Consider the following 16,259-nt stretch of genomic DNA (forward strand, 5'->3'; position numbering starts at 1 on the left):
TTACTGAGCCAAGCCCACTTTCAGCAGACTGCCCTTATCGTCGTCGGTCAACAGATACAAGTAACCATCCGGTCCCTGACGAACATCACGTATGCGCTGTTTCATGTCTTTCAACAGACGTTCTTCATGAACGATTTTGTCATTCTCGAACTGCAGCCTGATCAACTCTTCAGTGGCCAGCGCACCGATGAATACACTGTGATCCCATGCCTTGAAAAGGCTGTGGTCATAGAACGCCATGCCACTGAGGCCCGGCGACACTTCCCAGACCTGGAACGGAATTTTGGTTCCTTCGACAACCTTGCCCTTGGACTCCGGAATCGGCTGACCCGAGTAGTCGATACCGTGGGTCGCGATCGGCCAGCCATAATTCGCGCCACGCTCGATGATATTCAGCTCATCACCGCCCTTGGGACCATGCTCGTTGGTCCACAACGTCCCGGTCCAGGGATCCAGCGCGGCGCCCTGCTGGTTGCGATGGCCATAGGACCATATCTCGGGGCGTACGCCCTTCTGGCCCACGAACGGATTGTCTTTCGGTACGCTGCCGTCCGGGTAGATGCGCACGATCTTGCCCTGCAACTTGTCCAGATCCTGCGCAGTGGGGCGCTGATTGTTTTCGCCCAGCGCGATGAACAGGTAACCGTCGCGATCGAAGACCATCCGCGCGCCGAAGTGGTTGCCCACCGACAGTTTCGGTTCCTGGCGGAAGATAACTTCGAAGTCTTCCAGACGGGTCATGTCTTTGGACAGGCGACCACGCCCAGCGGCAGTGCCGGCGGTATCGCCCTCGGCGGCGGTCTTGCCGCTGCCCTCGGAGTAGGTCAGATAGACCATGCGGTCCTTGGCGAAGTCCGGTGACAGCACCACATCGAGCAGACCGCCCTGTTTTTGCGCCCAGACTTGCGGGACTCCGGAAAGCGGTGCAGACAATTTGCCATCCGCCGACACCACGCGCAGGTTGCCGGAACGCTCTGTCACCAGCATGCCTTGCCTGTCAGGCAGAAAGGCCAGCCCCCACGGATGGTCCAGACCTTCGACAACAGGCGTCACCGTGACGGTGCCCAGTTCGCTTTTGTAGGACTCCGTAGCGGCGCTGGCCGCCAGTGGCAGGCTCAGAATGGCTGCAGTACACAATGTCGCGATCAGGGTTTTTCTAAGCATGAGCGTTTCCTTATGCATTGAGTCGACGTCCGCAAGGGTTCGCCGGGTTGAAAATTCAGTTGCCGCGCTTGGGGTCGGTTATCGGAGTAGTAGAAGGACGTGGCGTGTTCTGGCGCGTAGGGTAGCCGTTGCCAATGCCACCGTTTTCCAGAGTGGGCTTGCGCACCGGCGGCGCAATGTTGGGGCCACGAGACGGTGGCACGCTGGACTCGGTGCCTTGGCGGCTGTTGGGGTTGGCACGGTGAATCGGGCTGTTATAGGGGTTGCTGCTGGCACCGTTGTTGAGGGTGCTGTTTGGCAGCGTCTGCGCCTGGACCGCACCGATGCTGCATGACGCAACAAGCACGCCGCCGACAAGATTGCGCACAAAACTGTTCATCACTACCTCTGGGCAAAGTGAAAACTTCGGAGTAACCGTGAAGGCTCAGGCCTTTGATGGCAACCCGGGCCTCAGGTTCGACGCGACACTGCCAATGAGCAAGCAAAGCGCTGGGAGAGTTTGTAACAAGGATGCTCAGGGCTGTCGAAGCAGAACGACGTGACGGCCTGCAGCCCAAGGTTTTGCGGATAACAAAAGCCACACTGCAGACAGCCGGTGCGCTCAAAACGCACAAGCTGGCGCAGGGTGCCTACGCAGATTTCAACGGCATGCTGAAGGTAAAGACCGTGCCCTGCTCTCGCGTCGAGCACACCTCGAGCGTACCCCCATGAGCGATGGCTATCTCGCTGGCGATGTACAACCCCAGTCCGAGCCCGGCTTGCGGCTCGTCGGTGATGGGTCTTGAGTACGGCAGGAACAGTTGCGCACGAACCGATTCAGGTATCGGCTCTCCCTGATTGGTAACGCTGAGCACAAACACCTCGCCATGCACGCCTGCCGTCACTTCGACCGGGCTCTCGGCATCACCATGGCTGATCGCGTTGGACACCAGGTTGGAGAGCAATTGCGCGATTCGCTCGTGATCGCAGCGGATACGCTCCAGCGCGCCTATGTTCGAGTGAATCGGCCGCGACGGGTGAACACGCTGCACCTCTGAAATCACATGTTCCAGGGTTTTATCCAGGCCGGGCGCCTCATGGATACTGAGAGGAATGCCATGACCCATGCGGCCACGGGCAAAATCGAGCACGTCATCGACCAGCTGCGAGGCGCGCTGGCCAGAGGTCAGGATGTGGTGCACGATCTGCTCGGCCTTTTCATCCAGCGGACGGCGCAGCAGCAATTCGGCGCTGGCATTGATGGCAAACAGCGGGTTGCGCAGGTCGTGCCCCAGCACGGCGATAAACTGCTCGCGCAGCTCAGCCACCTCACGTTCGGCGAGCAGGTCTTCACGCGCCTGTTGCAGGTTTTCCTCGGCCTCGATCTGCAGAGCCAGAAGGCGTGCGAACGACACCATCATGGCTTCGATGGGCGTACCGGTCAGCTTCGCCGGCTTGGGATCCAGCGCGCAGATAGTGCCGAAAAAGGAGCCGTCGGAAAGAAAGATCGGCACCGAGATATAGCTCTGGAAGCTGTACAGACGTGGTGTTTCATGCGCACAGAACAACGGATCTTCAGCGACATGATCAATCACCACAGCCTTGTGGGAGCTGCGAATCTCGTGGCAGATGGTGCTGCTCAGCTCCAGCTCGCCGCCGGGTTTCAAACCGAAATCGAGCTTGTCCAATACCGCACAGGCCGTCCAGGTGGTTTCGGTTACACGCGCCACGGCGGCGAAACCCAACCCGGTGGATTCGGCAATGACTTGCAGGATGGCCGGCACCGCGCTGATCCGACTGATCGTGGCCACATCATTTGAAAGGGATCGCCGCATGTAGAACCTGTATGAGCCTTGATGTGATGACGCAGCTCGTAAGTTTAGAACTGTAACGATTTTTCTGCACCCGTGAATAACACCGGTTGATCGTCAATCTGCATGAAACCTGATCAAACCTCGGTTTTCGCCGGGGGACGCGGAAACGCCACGGTGAAGGTCGTGCCCTCTTCAGCCGAAGAACGAACCGTCACATCGCCCAGATGGGCTCGAACGATCTCGCGCACGATAAACAGCCCGAGCCCGACGGTGCGCGTCTCGTCACTGTCGCTGACCACGCGTACGACGGGCTCGTACAGGTCGTCTACCTTCTCCATGGGTATCGGTTCACCAACGTTGTGCACCGACAGTTTGATCATCCAGGTGTCGAACGACGACGTAATCAAAACCTCGCCGTCGTCGGTGCCGTAATTGATGGCATTGCTGACCAGATTGCCAAGCATCTGCAGCAGGCGGTCAGGATCAGCCGAACACGCGCCCTGCCCTTCGCTGCGATGGGTCAGCACCCGATCCGGGAAAACCTGGCGCAGCTCTTCGACGCCACGGGCGACGACTGCGTGAAAATCGACAGGCTGAGGTACGACGGTAATGCCACTGCCGACCCGGGCGTGGGTGAAATCCAGCAGGTCGACAATCATGCGATCGGCACGGTCGGTGGAATGGTTGATGTGTCCAAGAATCCGCTCTTGGCGCGACTCCAGCGGCGTGCGTTCCAGCAGCCCGGCAGCCATCTTGATCGCGGCCAGCGGGTTGCGCAGGTCGTGGCTGACGATGCCAATCATCTGTTCGGCAAAAATAGCCCGGATCTCCGCCTCGGCATGCGCCAGACGCAAGCGATTACGCGCCGAGGTCAGCTCGCTCTGCACGGTCATCTGCTGTTGCAGGAGCTCCTCGGCGATCTTGCGGGCAGCCAGCAGTTCGCGCTCGTACTTGTTGCGCTCTTCGGCCAGGAACACGGCAACTTCATGCAAATACCCCGACGGGTACTCGCGGCGGACGGCATTGAGCATCATCGGAATGGGGCGGCCATCGGCATGAATCAGCTCGACCTTGACCTCGGCAATTGAACCTTGTGCCAGCAGTGTGGGTGCCCAGTGAGTCTGCAGAAAGGCCTTGCCTGCCAGACTCAGCAGTTCCTGAAAGCGGCGGCCCACAACAGCGTCGCGCTCCAGCCCCAGCCATCGGCAAAACGTCAGGTTGGCGCGCTCGATAGTGCCGTTGGGCAACGTGATCAACAGACCACAGGGCGCATGCTCGTAGAGATCTCCCGTAACAGGCAGACTCACCTGTTCAACGGTCATGTGCGGCGCTCTCGTAAGAGGCCAGAAACTGATTCATCGCAGTAATGCATTCCTGGGCTGCGCTCATGTGTGGGTAATGCCCTACGTTGTCGATCATGCGCAGGGTGCTGTCGGTAATGACGCGGTGCAAATATTCACCCACCTCGACTGGCACCACCATATCGTCGCTGCTTTGCAGAATGAGTGTTCTGCTCTTGAGTTGCGCGACATCTGCACGATGGTCGGATAAAAACGTCACGCGGGCAAACTGTCTGGCGATCTCGGCATTGGTGCGACAGAAACTGTTGGCGAGTTCTTCGCTCAGTTCAGGCCGGTCCGAGGCGCCCATGAGTGCGGGCGCCATGGTGCTCGACCAGCCAAGGTAATTGCTTTCCAGCGTCTCAAGCAACGAATCCACATCGGCGCGAGTGAATCCCCCCATGTAATCTCCCTCGTTGAGGTAGTGCGGGGATGGACCAATCATGATGTGACCGTCGAACCGGCCGGGCGACTGAAGCTCGGCCAGCACGGCAATCATGCAACTGACCGAATGACCGACGTGCACCACCGGCCCCTCTGCGGCGAACTCGTTGACCACTTGCAACAAGTCAGTTGCATAGCCCTTGAGCGACGAATACTTGTGCGGATACCAGGCCGACACATCAGAATTGCCGTTGCCCACCAGGTCGAACAGCACGACCTTGAAGCGCGCTGCGAAGTGCGGCGCCATAAAACGCCACATGTTCTGATCGCAGCCGAATCCATGAGCGAAAATCAGAGTGATCGGTCCGTCGCCTGAAATATTGACGTTGTTGCGCTGCTGGACCGACATGTCGGGCTCCAAAAATGGCCAGGTAAACGGCTGGGTATGTGCATACCGTGATAAAGATGAGAGGAGGTTATCACCGTTAAAGGCACATTAGTGGCACAAACCGCACTTTAAGGCAGGAGCGTCACGAACTGCATGCCAATGCGGAGCATTGGCACGATGAGCAGTCAGATTTACGATGAACGCGGAGCGTGGGGCTGACAAGACGCGGGATTCACTCGCCGATGTCTTCGTTCCACAGTTCGGGCTTGCTGGCGATAAAGTCTTTCATCATGTGTGTGCACTCAGGGTTGTCCAGCACGTCGATCTGCACGCCACGCGAGCGCAGCAGTTCTTCCTCGCCCATGAAGGACTCATTCTCACCGATGATCACTTTGCGAATCCCGTAGAGCAGGATCGCACCGCTGCACATCGCACAAGGCGACAACGTGGTGTAGAGGACCGAGTCACGGTAGACACTGGCAGGCTGGCGACCGGCATTTTCCAGCGCATCCATCTCGCCATGCTTCGTCGCACTGCCCTCTTGTACACGACGGTTGTGGCCTCGACCGATGATTTTGCCGCCGTGGACGATGACCGAGCCGATAGGAATTCCGCCTTCCTTCAGCCCGAGTTGCGCCTCATCGAATGCTGCCTGCATGAATGCGTCCATGTTCTTTGCCTCGTCTCGTCAAAATAGCTGTCAGCGTCGCAGTGCTGCCTCGGCATTGCTCAGCGCACGACTGACAAATTGTCCCAGCAGCTCCGATGACCGGGCTTTCATATCGGTGCTGACCTGGGTATTTCTCGCCCTGAATCTGTTACCCAATGCAGGCGAATCCTCGCCCTGATTGAGCGAACGCAATTCCTCGGCGGTAAAGGCATGAGCATAAGCGGCTGCCAGGTTGCGGTCCCACTGCGCCTGATATTCCGGCTTGAGGCGCTGCAATTCTTTCTGTACCAGTTCCTGCGCTTCAGTCTTGCCGACAGCCTGCACGATACCGGCAAACGTCGCCGTGCGCGAGGCGACCTGATAGCCCAGCCAGGCAAGGCCTTCGCCCAGGTTTCGTTGTTCCACCAGGGCCAGCGCCATGTCGTCGGCCTCTTCGGCGCTGGCCGGATGCATCGCGTCCAGGCACAGACAGGCCAGCAATGCCAGGCAGGTCTGCCAATTGCCCCGCGAGCCCCGAGCGTGATCAGTCATGACGCCTCCCGAGCATCGATTGACCCAGACCTGAACTTATCAGCTCGGCGGGGCTTTACCACTCGGCGCGTCGCATACCGGTCATTGATGCCGCTATCAGCTATGCGCCTGGCGCCATGCAGCAGAGTGAACATTAAAGACTGCTGCTGACCCGTTCCGCCACATCGGCAGGCAACCAGGCTTTCCAGACGTCGGGATGTTGCTTGAGAAAGCGTGCAGCCACGACCTTGGCATCCTCATGCTTGTCACTCATTTCGCCCAAGGTCTTGTTCAGCAGGTCAATCGGAAAATCCACGCCCTTGAAGACACTCACCAGCTCAGGGTATTGCTTGCTGAATTCTGCCGACACGCCGATCGACAGCGTTGCCGCCAGCGAAGACGTGCCGCGCGGGTTGGGGTTGCTGGCGTCGGTCAGGGTTTTCCAGGCTTCAGCGTCAAAGGCGGGCTCGTCCAGTTTGATCAGCTTGTACTTGCCCAACAGGGGCGTAGGTGACCAGTAGTAAAACAACACCGGCTTGCCGCGCCGGATGGACGATGCGACCTCGGCGTCCAGTGCTGCGCCCGAGCCGGTGCGGAAGTTGACGAAGCTGTCGGCCAGGCCATAAGCCTTGAGTTTCTGGGTGTTGACGATTTCCGAGGTCCAGCCGCTCGGGCTGTTGAGGAATCGGCCCTTGTCCGGCGATTCCGGGTCTTTGAAGACGTCCTTGTAGCGCGCCAGGTCCGCGACAGACTTCAGGTCAGGCGCCAGCGGCTTGATACCTTTGGCGGCGTCGCCCTTGATCACGTACTCGGGCACCCACCAGCCTTCGGTCGCGCCCTTGACGATGTTGCCCAAGCCGAGCACCTTGCCTTCCTCTTCAGCCTTGACCCACACCGGGCTGCGTCCGGTCCATTCTTCGGCGATCACCTGAATATCATTTTTCGCCAGCGCGGTTTCCAGGCTGACCGTACTGCCTGGCAGGGTATCGGTCGGGTAGCCATAGCCCTTCTCGACAATGGTACGCAGGACTTCAGTGATCAGGCTGCCGCTTTCCCAGGTCAGCGCGCCAAACTGGATAGGCTTGGTTTTTTCAGCCGCGGTCGCGGTCTGACCCAGTAGGCCCAGCGCCAGAAGTGAACAGCCCAGTAGTCGTGTTATTGATTTCATGCTCACCTCAAATGGCGCGGAAGAAACGGGTCTGAAAGTATCGACACCAGCCTGCGCCGATTAGTTGTCAAGGCTTGAGCCTCTGTATGATGCAAGGCTCCTATTTCAAGCGCAGCCGCGATGTCCGAAATCCAGTTCTACCCACTACCTGATGAATGTCGCCCATTGCTGGGCAAGTTCTACCGCGAGCACCAGTCGTCAATGCGCGCTGCCAGCAAAGGCCAGGCATGGGTTGCAAAGCAGGCAGAAATCATCGGCGCGTTGTGCTTGACGCCCGTTGCAGAGGGGCATTGGCTGACCGGGCTATTCGTGGCGCCGGCGCTGCGTGGACAAGCGGTGGCGCGGGGCTTGATCGAAGCCGCGTTGCAACCGTTGGGCGGGCCGATCTGGCTGTTCTGCCATCCGGACCTGCTGGTCTTCTACCAACGCTCAGGATTCGAGACGGCACAGCGTCTGCCACAGACCCTCGGCGAACGATTCATGCGTTACAGCCGCAGCAAGCCGCTGATAGCACTGTGCCGCGAAGCCTGACGGCTTCGCTGTGCCACACGACGATCACTCGTCGGCGTTGGGGTCCATGTCCGGAAACATCACGTCCATGAAGCCGAATTTACTGAAATCGGTGATGCGGGATGGGTAAAGTCGACCGATCAGGTGGTCGCATTCATGCTGAACGACGCGTGCGTGAAAACCATGGGCAACACGTTCGATGGGCTGCCCCTGAGGATCGAAGCCTTCGTAACGAATGCTCTGATAACGGTCCACCATGCCGCGCAATCCGGGCACTGACAGACACCCTTCCCAGCCCTCTTCCAGCGTCGGGCTCAGCGGGGTAATCAGCGGGTTGATGAGGATCGTCTGCGGGACCGCCTCGGCCTGGGGATAGCGCTCGTTGCGCTCGAAACCGAAAATCACCAGTTGCAGGTCAATGCCGATCTGCGGTGCCGCCAAGCCAACACCGCCGACGCTGTGCATGGTTTCGAACATGTCAGCAATCAGCGTATCGAGCTCGCTGCTGCCGAACATCTCTGCGGGCACCGGAGGGGCGATGCGCAACAAGCGCTCATCGCCCATCTTCAGGATTTTGTGGATCATGACTGCCTGTCTCTTGCCGACTTAAAAAGCGATCTTGCCACAGAAATCGATCAGGCTTCGTCAGCCTTCTGCAGCGGCACTGAGTGGTCGCGGCCCAGACCGGAGACATGCTGCTTGTCTGTCTCGCTGCTTTCTTCGCCGCCGTCACCGGCTTCCTTCTCGCCTGCGTCCTTGCCTTCAGCGGACATGTGCTCGATCACCGCATTCATTTCCGCCCCCAGCAACAGCACCGCCGCCGAGATGTAGAAATACAGCAGCAGCACGATGATCGCGCCGATGCTGCCGTACATGGCGTTGTAGTCGGCAAAGGTCTTGACGTAAAAACCGAAGGCCAGGGAAGCAACGATCCATACCACCACGGCCAGCACCGAACCTGGAGTGATGAAGCGAAACTCCTGTTTGACGTCAGGCATCACGTAATAGATCAGTGCCACAGCGACCATCAGCAGAATGATGATCGCGGGCCAGCGCAGGATGGTCCACAGTGTGACGATGAAGTCTTCCATGCCGATCTGCGCGGCAATCCAGTTCATGACCTGCGGCCCGAGCACCATGAAGGCGGCTGCCGCCAGCAACATGCCGGCAATGCCTACTGTGTAGAGAATCGACAGCGGCAGACGCTTCCAGATAGGACGCCCTTCGACTACGTCGTACGCAGCGTTCATGGCGCTCATCATCAGGCGCACACCTGCTGACGCGGTCCACAGCGCGATGACGATACCGATCGACAGCAAGCCACCCTTGGACTGCTGCAACTGGTCGATGACCGGGTTGACCTGCTCGAGGGCCTGCGGCGGCAAGAGGAACTCCGATTGCAGTCGCAACCAGGAGAAAAAGTCCGGCAGATGCAAGAAACCGATCAGCGCGATCAGAAACAGCAGGAACGGAAACAGAGAAAACAGCATCTGGTAAGCCAGTGCCGATGCATAGGTGGACATCTCGTCATCGAGGAACTCGTTGACGGTTCTCACCAGCACCTTGCCGACTTTCAATTTACGCAAATGGGGGAAAATCATGGCGCTTCCTCTCGCTCCCTTACTGGAAAACCTTACATCCTGAAAACCGGCATGTCCTAGATGACATATCGCGCTGACGGAGCCGATACGCGAATACCGATGGCACATTGACTGGACAGGCCATGAAAGGTTTCAGTCCCGCAGAGCAGAAAGCATAACGGCCATCCGTGGATGACCGTTATCGGTAATGCATGCTCCCGGCGCCAACGCGCCGGAAACAATCGACTCAAGCCTTGTCAACGCCCTTCTTGATCGCGTCCTTGACCTTGCCTACGGCCTGCTGGCCTTCGCCTTTCAGCTCTTGTACCTTGCCTTCAGCCTGCAGCTTGTCATTGTCGGTAGCCTTGCCAACAGCCTGCTTGACGTTACCAACTGCTTCGTTGGCCATACCTTTGGCTTTATCGCTGGTGCTGCTCATCGAAAATCTCCTGGGTCTGAAGACCGCACTGGAATCGGATGTCGTACTCGACGAAAGATTGACCTGCGTGGGAGGCAAAGAGTTTCAACTATTTTCGGGGCCCTGTTGCCGCTCATCTGCCGTGCATTGGGGCATGTTTGCGGCAGAGTTTGTGCGAGAATGCGCGCCACCGTTGTCCGGCAGGGCCGACACGCTGAACACACCGATTCACAGGAACGTTATGAAACTCGATAAAAAGCTGGCCATCGCACGCAGAAACCAGGATCTGGGTGGTGCAGTGCTGGGCGTCAACAACACGCATTTCGCCGTGCTCGACCACAAAAGAAACATCTGGTGGTTCGACCTGCCTGTCCCGCGCCTGCAAGTAGGTCAGTACGAGTGGCTGCACCTGCTGCTGCACACGCCTGAAACCGACCAGTTGCTGCATTTGAAAGTGACCACGGTCTTCATGCGCGATCACATGGAAGGCCTTGAAGTGCGCAATGCCGACAAGCGCAAGCCGACCGTCAGCCTGGAGCTGAGCGCCGACAAGGACTCTTTCCTCAAGGACATGCGCCCCAAGGGCAGCAACCTGAGTTTTGCCAGCTTCCTGCAGAAGTAACTCTGAACGTAGCGGCAGCGTAGCCGCTACGCTCGCGCACTGCGTCGGGTGAACGTTGCGCATCGGCAACGCTCATTGCGGCACAGCGCTTCAGGCAAACTTACGTACCGCCAGATAGCCCGCCGTACCGGCCAGCGCCGACACAATCGTGCCCCACGCATGATCCACCAGCGCCAGCTGCGCCGGCCAGCCCTGCAAGGTGGCCCAGTTGGTCAGGTCATAGGTGCCATAGGCAATCAGCCCCAGCAGACCGCTGCACAATGTCGCATGGCTCAGTCGTTGCACTCTGAGCGCAGGCATGACGCCGAAAAACACCACCCCCGCCCCATACAGCAGATAAAACGCGATGGCAGGTCCTAATACGGGCGTATCGAGCATCAGCGGTCCGAGCCATTCACGGTAGGTCGGCCCCATCAACACGCCCAGCCACAGTCCGTCGAGGATCAGAAACGCCAGCAATGTGCCGAAGTAAGCGATCAGTATTCTTTTCATGGCGCGTCCTTGATGAAGTTTCAGGGCCGGGAAAGCCCGCTTGAGGGTATGACCGACCAAAGGTAGACATTGATCCATCCAACTTCAGGACTTTTAAAAGGTTAAGGGAGTCAGTGTTAACGAGCGTTATGGAGTTTCAAGCACATGAACACTGTTGGTCCCCTGAAAATAGATGTCTGGAGCGACTACGTCTGCCCCTTCTGCTACCTGCAACTGGCCGTCCTGGAACAGCTTCAGCAAACCTACGGTGAACGGCTCGAATTCAATTGGCATGCCTTTGAACTGCGCCCTGATCCGCTGGCACTGCTCGACCCGAGTGCCGATTATCTGCGTGAAACCTGGTCTCGCTCAGTGCTGCCGATGGCCGACAGGCGTCAGGTGACAATGAAGATGCCCAGCGTTCAGCCGCGCAGCCGCAAGGTGCTGGAAGCCGCGGCCTTTGCCAGAAACGCAGGAAGTTTTGAAGCCTTCCACAAAGAGGCTTATCGGGCTTTCTTCGAAAAGGGGCTGGATATCGGCGAGACGCACACGCTGCTCGAGCTGGCCGCCACCACCGGACTGGATCGGCAAGCGATGGAGCAGGCACTCAACGCCGGTCATTTCGAAAAGGCCGTGATGGACGACCAGCAATTGGCGCAAAAGCTTGGACTGAGAGCGGTGCCGGTCCTGCTGCTGCGACGCAGTGGCGAGGCACTGGAAGACGCCCGGGTATTCAACGGCACCTTGCCGTTTGATCGCCTGAGCCAGGAAATAGACGCGCTCGCCACCTGGGCCTGAGGTGCCGCAAGCTGCGTCGATTGCAGCTCACATCGATTAACTCAAGGGCACCCAGGCTGCGATGCCGTATCAGACCAGCTCGATACGGTCGGCGTGAATCACGATCTGGCCCTGCTTGTACAACGCACCAATGGCCTTTTTGAAGTTGCCCTTGCTGACGCCAAATAGGCCGCTGATGACCTGCGGATCACTTTTGTCGCTGACTGGCAGCGTGCCGTCGTTCTCGCGCAGCTTGGCAAGAATCTTCGAATTCAGGCTGCTTGCGGCCTCTGCACCGACGGGCTGCAGGCTCAGGCTGATATTGCCGTCGCTGCGGATTTCCTTGATGTAGCCTTTTTCCTGCTTGCCGGCGCGCATGAACTTGAACACTTCGTTCTTGTGAATCAGGCCCCAGTGCTTGTTGTTGATGATCGCCTTGAAGCCCATGTCGGTCGCTTCGGCGACCAGCAGATCGACTTCCTGCCCCACGCTGTAATTGGCGGGAGTTTTATCCAGGTAGCGGTCCAGACGCGCAGTGGCGGTGATGCGCCGTGTGTGCTTGTCGAGGTAGACGTGAACCACGCAGTAATCACCGGCCTGCAGCGTGCGCTTCTCTTCGGAGTATGGCAGCAACAGGTCCTTGGGCAGGCCCCAGTCGAGGAACACACCGATGCTGTTGACTTCAACCACCTTCAGGCTGGCGAACTCACCGACCTGCACCTTGGGTTTTTCAGTGGTGGCGAGCAGCTTGTCTTCGCTGTCCAGATAGACGAACACATTGAGCCAGTCTTCATCTTCCGTAGGAACGTCCTTGGGAATGTACCGATTGGGCAGAAGGATTTCTCCATCCTGCGCACCGTCCAGATACAGACCGAAGTTCGTGTGCTTGACGATTTGCAAGCTGTTGTAGCGCCCGATTAAAGCCATTTCCAGATACCCTCATTACGTGGGCGGCATTCTACCCGACTTTGAGTCCGGGTTCGCGTTGCGTGGCCGAAGGTGGCGATGCAGCCTCCACTCGTCAGTTTCCCGGTTACCCATCGATCGGCCTTGCTGGGCGGCGGCGCAGCGCCTCATCGAAAATTTATATCTGAAAACAGTCGGTTAGCGCCATTTAGAAGAAATCCGGCCAGCCACCGATTACAGGCCCCGCTCGGGCGAATGCCATATTCACCAAGCAATAATCAAGCGTTTCCTGTACTCTGGCTGGCCGTATTACGTTTATGAAGGTAAATGGCAGCCATGCGTATCAAAGCATCCCACTCGAAAGCCAAACCCGCCCCAGCCGTTGAAACGAGCGACTCGATCAACGCGCAGATTGCAGCTTTCCTGAAGTCCGGCGGTGAAATCCAGCAAATTGCCAAAGGCGTGAGTGGCCAGACCTTTGCACCTTCCAAGCAGATCAATCTCGGTAAAAAGTAAAACCGCGTCCTGCCTGTCGATCTCTACGCGCCTTGACACTCAAGGCGCTAGATTGACCATCCTTCGCTGGATATTCTTCCGGTCACGCTGCTACTCTCTCCTCTGATATCACTATGACCACGAGCTGGATCACGCTCTGGACGTTATCTTCTTTGTGGAATGCTCGAATGAAGAACTGGATGCTTTTCGGTGCACTTGTCTACCTTGGCGGCTGCGCGTCGCACCACTGCGAAAACGGCCCCAACGACAGTCAGCTCACCGACAGCCCCTGCCGGGCGGAGCACCTGCTGTATCAGAACGACATGCTGCAGGCCAAACTGCTGATCAGCGAAGACAACCGCGAAAACTATGAGCTGGCCGAAGCCATGCTGCGCCGAGCCGCACTTGACGACGCGTCGGGCGAAGCCGAGTTCTATCAGGCCGTGTTGCTGATTCGCCAGCAGGCCGACCCAAAGCAGATTATCGATTTGCTGCAAACCGCTGCGAAACACAAGCATCCCCTGGCCATCGCCCTGCTCTCCCAGCAATTGAGCGTCAGCGATCCAAAGCTTGCCGAACGTTACCAGGCTGAATACGCCCAACTGGACGTCGCCAAGAGCGGCTACCCGTCGTTCGAGCAGGCGCTGGTGGTGATTCGCGGTCTGATCATCCCCTCTGCGCGCACCACTGCGGCCAACTGACACACAACGGATCGACGAACGGTCCGCCCTCTGCTCATTTCGACGGTATGCTTGCGAGGCTCTAGCTCGCGGCATGTGTCGGCTCCTGAGCCATTTTCGATACGCCATCCCTGACCACACTCCTCGCAGATCAAGGAGTGAGCCATGCTCAGCCATCGCTTACACGTGCTGTCTTTCAGCGCCATGCTTTTTTGTCAGTCCGTCTCTGCCCAGGTTCTGGAGCGGGATCTGGGCGACTTCGACCTGAAACTCGCCACCACGCCTACGCGCAGCATGGCCCAGGGTCTGGTAACGCCCACCGGCGGCTCCGGCTCCTTTCACGGCGGCATGGACCTGACTCACGAGAGCGGTTTCTACTTCGGGCAGTGGGCGCCCAACGTGGGCCTGGCCTCCGATACCGCGATGGAGCTCGATTCCTACATGGGCTTCAAGAAGCCCTTCGATAACACCCTTGGCTACGAGCTGGGGATGATTCGTTACAGTTACCCCGACACCAGCCAGATCGACAGCCACGAGTTCTATGCCGGTCTGCGCATGCGTGACAGCCGGATCGGCGCGGCCTTCAGCAACGATGTCGGTACCCGCGATAGCACGGTATTCGTCGATCTGGGCGCCATCGAGCAACTCGGCGTCGGGGTGCGCATGCAGTACGCCAATCACCAGTTCGATACCCCGCAGTCCGCCGCCGACGGCGGGTTGATCAACGGCTTCAACGACTGGTCGCTGAACCTGTCACGCCCCTGGCTGGGCATCGACATGAACCTCATCTACAGCGGCTCAAGCCTGAGCGGCGGCGATTGCAGCGTTTACAGCGGCCACAACGCACGCTGTGACGGGACGTTTACCCTCAAAGCGGTGCGTTCATTCTTTTAAAGGCCCAAACCGGTTGAACTGCCAGACGCTACACTCCTCTACTGCACGTCAGTACGCCAAGGAGATGTCATGCAGTCTTTATTCAAAGCATTCGTCACGCTGTTGATGACCGTTGCACTGCTCGCAGGATGCAATCAGGTAGGACTGGCGTATCGCAACCTCGACGTGATCATTCCGTGGACGCTCAGCGACTACCTGGACATGAATTCGGAACAGAAAGGCTGGCTGGACGTGCGCCTCAAGCAACACTTGAGCTGGCACTGCAGCACCCAACTGCCGGAATACCTGACCTGGCTGGACAAGCTCGAAGACATGGTCAAGACCGACCAGGTGACGTACGAAGGGCTGCAGGCTCGTACCAGCGAAGCCAAAGAGGCGATTGCCAAGATCTCGAAGGAAATCACCCCGTCTGCGGTGGAGTTGCTGTCGCGCTTTGATGACAAGCAAGTGCAGGAGATGCAGGAGTCGTTCGCCAAGGATCAGCGCAAACGCGAAAACAAATACCTCGACCAGCCACTGGAACGCCAGATCGCAGAACGTGCCGACCGTATGCAGAAACGCGTGACGCCTTGGGTCGGCAAGCTCAATCAGGCGCAGAAAGACCGCATTCAGGCCTGGTCTGCATCGCTGGGCGAACAGAACAAGGCCTGGATTGAAAACCGTACGCGCTGGCAGAACCTGTTCCTGGCCACGGTGCAGCAGCGTCAGGCCAGCGACTTTCCGCAACGCATCGCCGCGCTATTGCAGGACCGCGAAACGTTCTGGACCCCTGAATACCGCAAGGCCTACGACCAGACCGAGAAGGCCGCGATATCGCTGATCGTCGACATCACCGCCCTGAGCACCCCGGAACAACGCGCCAAATTGCTGAGCCGCATCGCCGACATGCGCAAAGACTTCACCGACCTCGATTGCCTGAAGTCGCAGAAGTAGTCCGATAGCCCTCTTACCACAGCTATCGTACCCATGCTCCGGGTGGGTATGCCGTTCCGGACGCTCTGCGTCCTGCCCGGAATCGGCATGCGCGGGGTCGGCGGTGTTAGGCGATCTGGGGCTTTTTGGCGATGGTGTCGAAGAGCGCGGGGTCAAGGGGGTCGCCGACCTGCTCATTGAGTACCTGACGTGGGTGGTCATTCCCCGGAATGCTGCTGTCGATCAAAGCCAGCAGGCTTGCGCCGCGCTTTGTCAGCATGTACGTCGAGCCACCTCCGCCTTCCTCGCGAGGGCGCGGTTCGATGTAGCTGCGATTGAGCAGCGTCTCGAATTCAGTGGATGTCGAGGCGGTGCCGTTGTTCTGCACATCGTGCAACAAACGCTCGATAAGATCCCAGTTGTAAGTCATTTCTCTAAACCTCCGTCCAGCATGGAATGATCACCCATGACCTCCAGCCACGGGCATGCGACTCAAAGGGTGTGACCTGCGAGGCGTATGACGGTTCAGAGAAGCTGGCGGGCGGTGTAGCGAGGCGTTGTCAGTACTTTAAAGAGG

General features: G+C 58.4%; 21 protein-coding genes. 7 read left to right on the forward strand and 14 right to left on the reverse strand.

Annotation, left to right across the window (positions count from 1 at the left end):
* The 8 genes from JOE39_RS12770 to JOE39_RS12805 all read right to left on the reverse strand — a co-directional run bounded on the left by JOE39_RS12770 (window position 1) and on the right by JOE39_RS12805 (window position 7,417).
* The gene (locus tag JOE39_RS12770; RefSeq protein ID WP_017279203.1) at window positions 1–1,164 is read right to left on the reverse strand and encodes a PQQ-dependent sugar dehydrogenase; all 1,164 of its coding nucleotides are present in this window, start codon (window positions 1,162–1,164) and stop codon (window positions 1–3) included.
* 55 nt (window positions 1,165–1,219) lie between these two features.
* The gene (locus JOE39_RS12775) at window positions 1,220–1,543 is read right to left on the reverse strand and encodes a hypothetical protein (RefSeq protein ID WP_003418274.1); all 324 of its coding nucleotides are present in this window, start codon (window positions 1,541–1,543) and stop codon (window positions 1,220–1,222) included.
* A 250-nt stretch (window positions 1,544–1,793) separates the two neighbouring features.
* Window positions 1,794–2,978, reverse strand: coding sequence for a GAF domain-containing sensor histidine kinase (locus JOE39_RS12780; protein ID WP_210077295.1), 1,185 nt, complete (start codon window positions 2,976–2,978; stop codon window positions 1,794–1,796).
* A gap of 113 nt (window positions 2,979–3,091) precedes the next feature.
* Window positions 3,092–4,279 carry a PAS domain-containing sensor histidine kinase gene (locus JOE39_RS12785; RefSeq protein WP_024663934.1) on the reverse strand — a complete coding sequence of 396 codons (1,188 nt, stop codon included), beginning with the start codon at window positions 4,277–4,279 and terminating at the stop codon, window positions 3,092–3,094.
* Entirely contained in the window at window positions 4,269–5,090 is an 822-nt protein-coding gene (locus tag JOE39_RS12790) for an alpha/beta hydrolase (RefSeq protein ID WP_024663935.1), read from the reverse strand. Before JOE39_RS12790 ends, JOE39_RS12785 begins: the two co-directional genes overlap by 11 nt.
* Before the next feature lie 211 nt (window positions 5,091–5,301).
* Window positions 5,302–5,739 (reverse strand): nucleoside deaminase, encoded by a 438-nt coding sequence (locus JOE39_RS12795; protein WP_003393272.1) that lies wholly within the window; start codon window positions 5,737–5,739, stop codon window positions 5,302–5,304.
* 30 nt (window positions 5,740–5,769) lie between these two features.
* On the reverse strand, window positions 5,770–6,270 hold the full coding sequence (locus JOE39_RS12800) for a hypothetical protein (protein WP_210077293.1): 501 nt from the start codon (window positions 6,268–6,270) through the stop codon (window positions 5,770–5,772).
* A gap of 133 nt (window positions 6,271–6,403) precedes the next feature.
* Window positions 6,404–7,417: an ABC transporter substrate-binding protein gene (locus JOE39_RS12805; protein WP_017279208.1), complete on the reverse strand. Its 1,014-nt coding sequence runs from the start codon at window positions 7,415–7,417 to the stop codon at window positions 6,404–6,406.
* 120 nt (window positions 7,418–7,537) lie between these two features.
* On the opposite strand from JOE39_RS12805, the gene JOE39_RS12810 reads away from it, so the two are divergent.
* Window positions 7,538–7,948 carry a GNAT family N-acetyltransferase gene (locus JOE39_RS12810; protein ID WP_010421538.1) on the forward strand — a complete coding sequence of 137 codons (411 nt, stop codon included), beginning with the start codon at window positions 7,538–7,540 and terminating at the stop codon, window positions 7,946–7,948.
* Between the two features lie 24 nt (window positions 7,949–7,972).
* Here the strand turns inward: JOE39_RS12810 and def are convergent, their stop codons facing one another.
* From def to JOE39_RS12825, 3 genes are all read right to left on the reverse strand, one after another.
* On the reverse strand, window positions 7,973–8,512 hold the full coding sequence (def, locus tag JOE39_RS12815) for a peptide deformylase (protein ID WP_003314505.1): 540 nt from the start codon (window positions 8,510–8,512) through the stop codon (window positions 7,973–7,975).
* Between the two features lie 50 nt (window positions 8,513–8,562).
* On the reverse strand, window positions 8,563–9,528 hold the full coding sequence (locus JOE39_RS12820) for a YihY/virulence factor BrkB family protein (protein WP_003314504.1): 966 nt from the start codon (window positions 9,526–9,528) through the stop codon (window positions 8,563–8,565).
* A 226-nt stretch (window positions 9,529–9,754) separates the two neighbouring features.
* Window positions 9,755–9,946: a CsbD family protein gene (locus JOE39_RS12825; protein WP_003314503.1), complete on the reverse strand. Its 192-nt coding sequence runs from the start codon at window positions 9,944–9,946 to the stop codon at window positions 9,755–9,757.
* A gap of 220 nt (window positions 9,947–10,166) precedes the next feature.
* Here JOE39_RS12825 and JOE39_RS12830 point away from each other — a divergent pair, with 220 nt between their 5' ends.
* On the forward strand, window positions 10,167–10,547 hold the full coding sequence (locus tag JOE39_RS12830; protein WP_003314501.1) for a hypothetical protein: 381 nt from the start codon (window positions 10,167–10,169) through the stop codon (window positions 10,545–10,547).
* 90 nt (window positions 10,548–10,637) lie between these two features.
* Here JOE39_RS12830 and JOE39_RS12835 read toward each other — a convergent pair whose 3' ends face one another.
* Window positions 10,638–11,039, reverse strand: coding sequence for a DUF2177 family protein (locus JOE39_RS12835; RefSeq protein WP_010421525.1), 402 nt, complete (start codon window positions 11,037–11,039; stop codon window positions 10,638–10,640).
* Window positions 11,040–11,183: 144 nt separating this feature from the next.
* On the opposite strand from JOE39_RS12835, the gene JOE39_RS12840 reads away from it, so the two are divergent.
* A complete protein-coding gene (locus tag JOE39_RS12840; RefSeq protein ID WP_003346259.1) occupies window positions 11,184–11,816 on the forward strand; it encodes a DsbA family oxidoreductase in 633 nt (210 codons plus the stop codon).
* A gap of 69 nt (window positions 11,817–11,885) precedes the next feature.
* On the opposite strand, the gene JOE39_RS12845 is transcribed toward JOE39_RS12840, so the two are convergent.
* A complete protein-coding gene (locus JOE39_RS12845) occupies window positions 11,886–12,722 on the reverse strand; it encodes a S1-like domain-containing RNA-binding protein (RefSeq protein WP_003314497.1) in 837 nt (278 codons plus the stop codon).
* Window positions 12,723–13,028: 306 nt separating this feature from the next.
* Here JOE39_RS12845 and JOE39_RS12850 point away from each other — a divergent pair, with 306 nt between their 5' ends.
* From JOE39_RS12850 to JOE39_RS12865, 4 genes are all read left to right on the forward strand, one after another.
* Window positions 13,029–13,217: a hypothetical protein gene (locus JOE39_RS12850; protein WP_002554403.1), complete on the forward strand. Its 189-nt coding sequence runs from the start codon at window positions 13,029–13,031 to the stop codon at window positions 13,215–13,217.
* 167 nt (window positions 13,218–13,384) lie between these two features.
* A complete protein-coding gene (locus JOE39_RS12855) occupies window positions 13,385–13,897 on the forward strand; it encodes a hypothetical protein (protein WP_003314495.1) in 513 nt (170 codons plus the stop codon).
* Between the two features lie 144 nt (window positions 13,898–14,041).
* Complete coding sequence (locus JOE39_RS12860) at window positions 14,042–14,770, forward strand: TorF family putative porin (protein WP_024663940.1); 729 nt, start codon at window positions 14,042–14,044, stop codon at window positions 14,768–14,770.
* A 69-nt stretch (window positions 14,771–14,839) separates the two neighbouring features.
* A complete protein-coding gene (locus tag JOE39_RS12865; protein ID WP_003425465.1) occupies window positions 14,840–15,703 on the forward strand; it encodes a DUF6279 family lipoprotein in 864 nt (287 codons plus the stop codon).
* A gap of 106 nt (window positions 15,704–15,809) precedes the next feature.
* On the opposite strand, the gene JOE39_RS12870 is transcribed toward JOE39_RS12865, so the two are convergent.
* Window positions 15,810–16,112, reverse strand: coding sequence for a hypothetical protein (locus JOE39_RS12870; protein WP_024664873.1), 303 nt, complete (start codon window positions 16,110–16,112; stop codon window positions 15,810–15,812).
* Window positions 16,113–16,259 lie beyond the last annotated feature (147 nt).

The sequence above is a fragment of the Pseudomonas sp. PvP100 genome (genome assembly GCF_017833055.1).
Taxonomy (GTDB): Bacteria; Pseudomonadota; Gammaproteobacteria; order Pseudomonadales; family Pseudomonadaceae; genus Aquipseudomonas; species Aquipseudomonas syringae.

Coding starts and splice junctions, on each gene's coding strand:
- JOE39_RS12785 (WP_024663934.1), bottom strand. CDS start 4,279: ATGACCGTTGAACAGGTGAGTCTGCCTGTTACGGGAGATCTCTACGAG.
- JOE39_RS12790 (WP_024663935.1), bottom strand. CDS start 5,090: ATGTCGGTCCAGCAGCGCAACAACGTCAATATTTCAGGCGACGGACCG.
- JOE39_RS12860 (WP_024663940.1), top strand. CDS start 14,042: ATGCTCAGCCATCGCTTACACGTGCTGTCTTTCAGCGCCATGCTTTTT.
- JOE39_RS12845 (WP_003314497.1), bottom strand. CDS start 12,722: ATGGCTTTAATCGGGCGCTACAACAGCTTGCAAATCGTCAAGCACACG.
- JOE39_RS12825 (WP_003314503.1), bottom strand. CDS start 9,946: ATGAGCAGCACCAGCGATAAAGCCAAAGGTATGGCCAACGAAGCAGTT.
- JOE39_RS12805 (WP_017279208.1), bottom strand. CDS start 7,417: ATGAAATCAATAACACGACTACTGGGCTGTTCACTTCTGGCGCTGGGC.
- JOE39_RS12820 (WP_003314504.1), bottom strand. CDS start 9,528: ATGATTTTCCCCCATTTGCGTAAATTGAAAGTCGGCAAGGTGCTGGTG.
- JOE39_RS12795 (WP_003393272.1), bottom strand. CDS start 5,739: ATGGACGCATTCATGCAGGCAGCATTCGATGAGGCGCAACTCGGGCTG.
- JOE39_RS12850 (WP_002554403.1), top strand. CDS start 13,029: ATGGCAGCCATGCGTATCAAAGCATCCCACTCGAAAGCCAAACCCGCC.
- def (WP_003314505.1), bottom strand. CDS start 8,512: ATGATCCACAAAATCCTGAAGATGGGCGATGAGCGCTTGTTGCGCATC.
- JOE39_RS12835 (WP_010421525.1), bottom strand. CDS start 11,039: ATGAAAAGAATACTGATCGCTTACTTCGGCACATTGCTGGCGTTTCTG.
- JOE39_RS12770 (WP_017279203.1), bottom strand. CDS start 1,164: ATGCTTAGAAAAACCCTGATCGCGACATTGTGTACTGCAGCCATTCTG.
- JOE39_RS12855 (WP_003314495.1), top strand. CDS start 13,385: ATGAAGAACTGGATGCTTTTCGGTGCACTTGTCTACCTTGGCGGCTGC.
- JOE39_RS12830 (WP_003314501.1), top strand. CDS start 10,167: ATGAAACTCGATAAAAAGCTGGCCATCGCACGCAGAAACCAGGATCTG.
- JOE39_RS12810 (WP_010421538.1), top strand. CDS start 7,538: ATGTCCGAAATCCAGTTCTACCCACTACCTGATGAATGTCGCCCATTG.
- JOE39_RS12870 (WP_024664873.1), bottom strand. CDS start 16,112: ATGACTTACAACTGGGATCTTATCGAGCGTTTGTTGCACGATGTGCAG.
- JOE39_RS12780 (WP_210077295.1), bottom strand. CDS start 2,978: ATGCGGCGATCCCTTTCAAATGATGTGGCCACGATCAGTCGGATCAGC.
- JOE39_RS12865 (WP_003425465.1), top strand. CDS start 14,840: ATGCAGTCTTTATTCAAAGCATTCGTCACGCTGTTGATGACCGTTGCA.
- JOE39_RS12775 (WP_003418274.1), bottom strand. CDS start 1,543: ATGAACAGTTTTGTGCGCAATCTTGTCGGCGGCGTGCTTGTTGCGTCA.
- JOE39_RS12800 (WP_210077293.1), bottom strand. CDS start 6,270: ATGACTGATCACGCTCGGGGCTCGCGGGGCAATTGGCAGACCTGCCTG.
- JOE39_RS12840 (WP_003346259.1), top strand. CDS start 11,184: ATGAACACTGTTGGTCCCCTGAAAATAGATGTCTGGAGCGACTACGTC.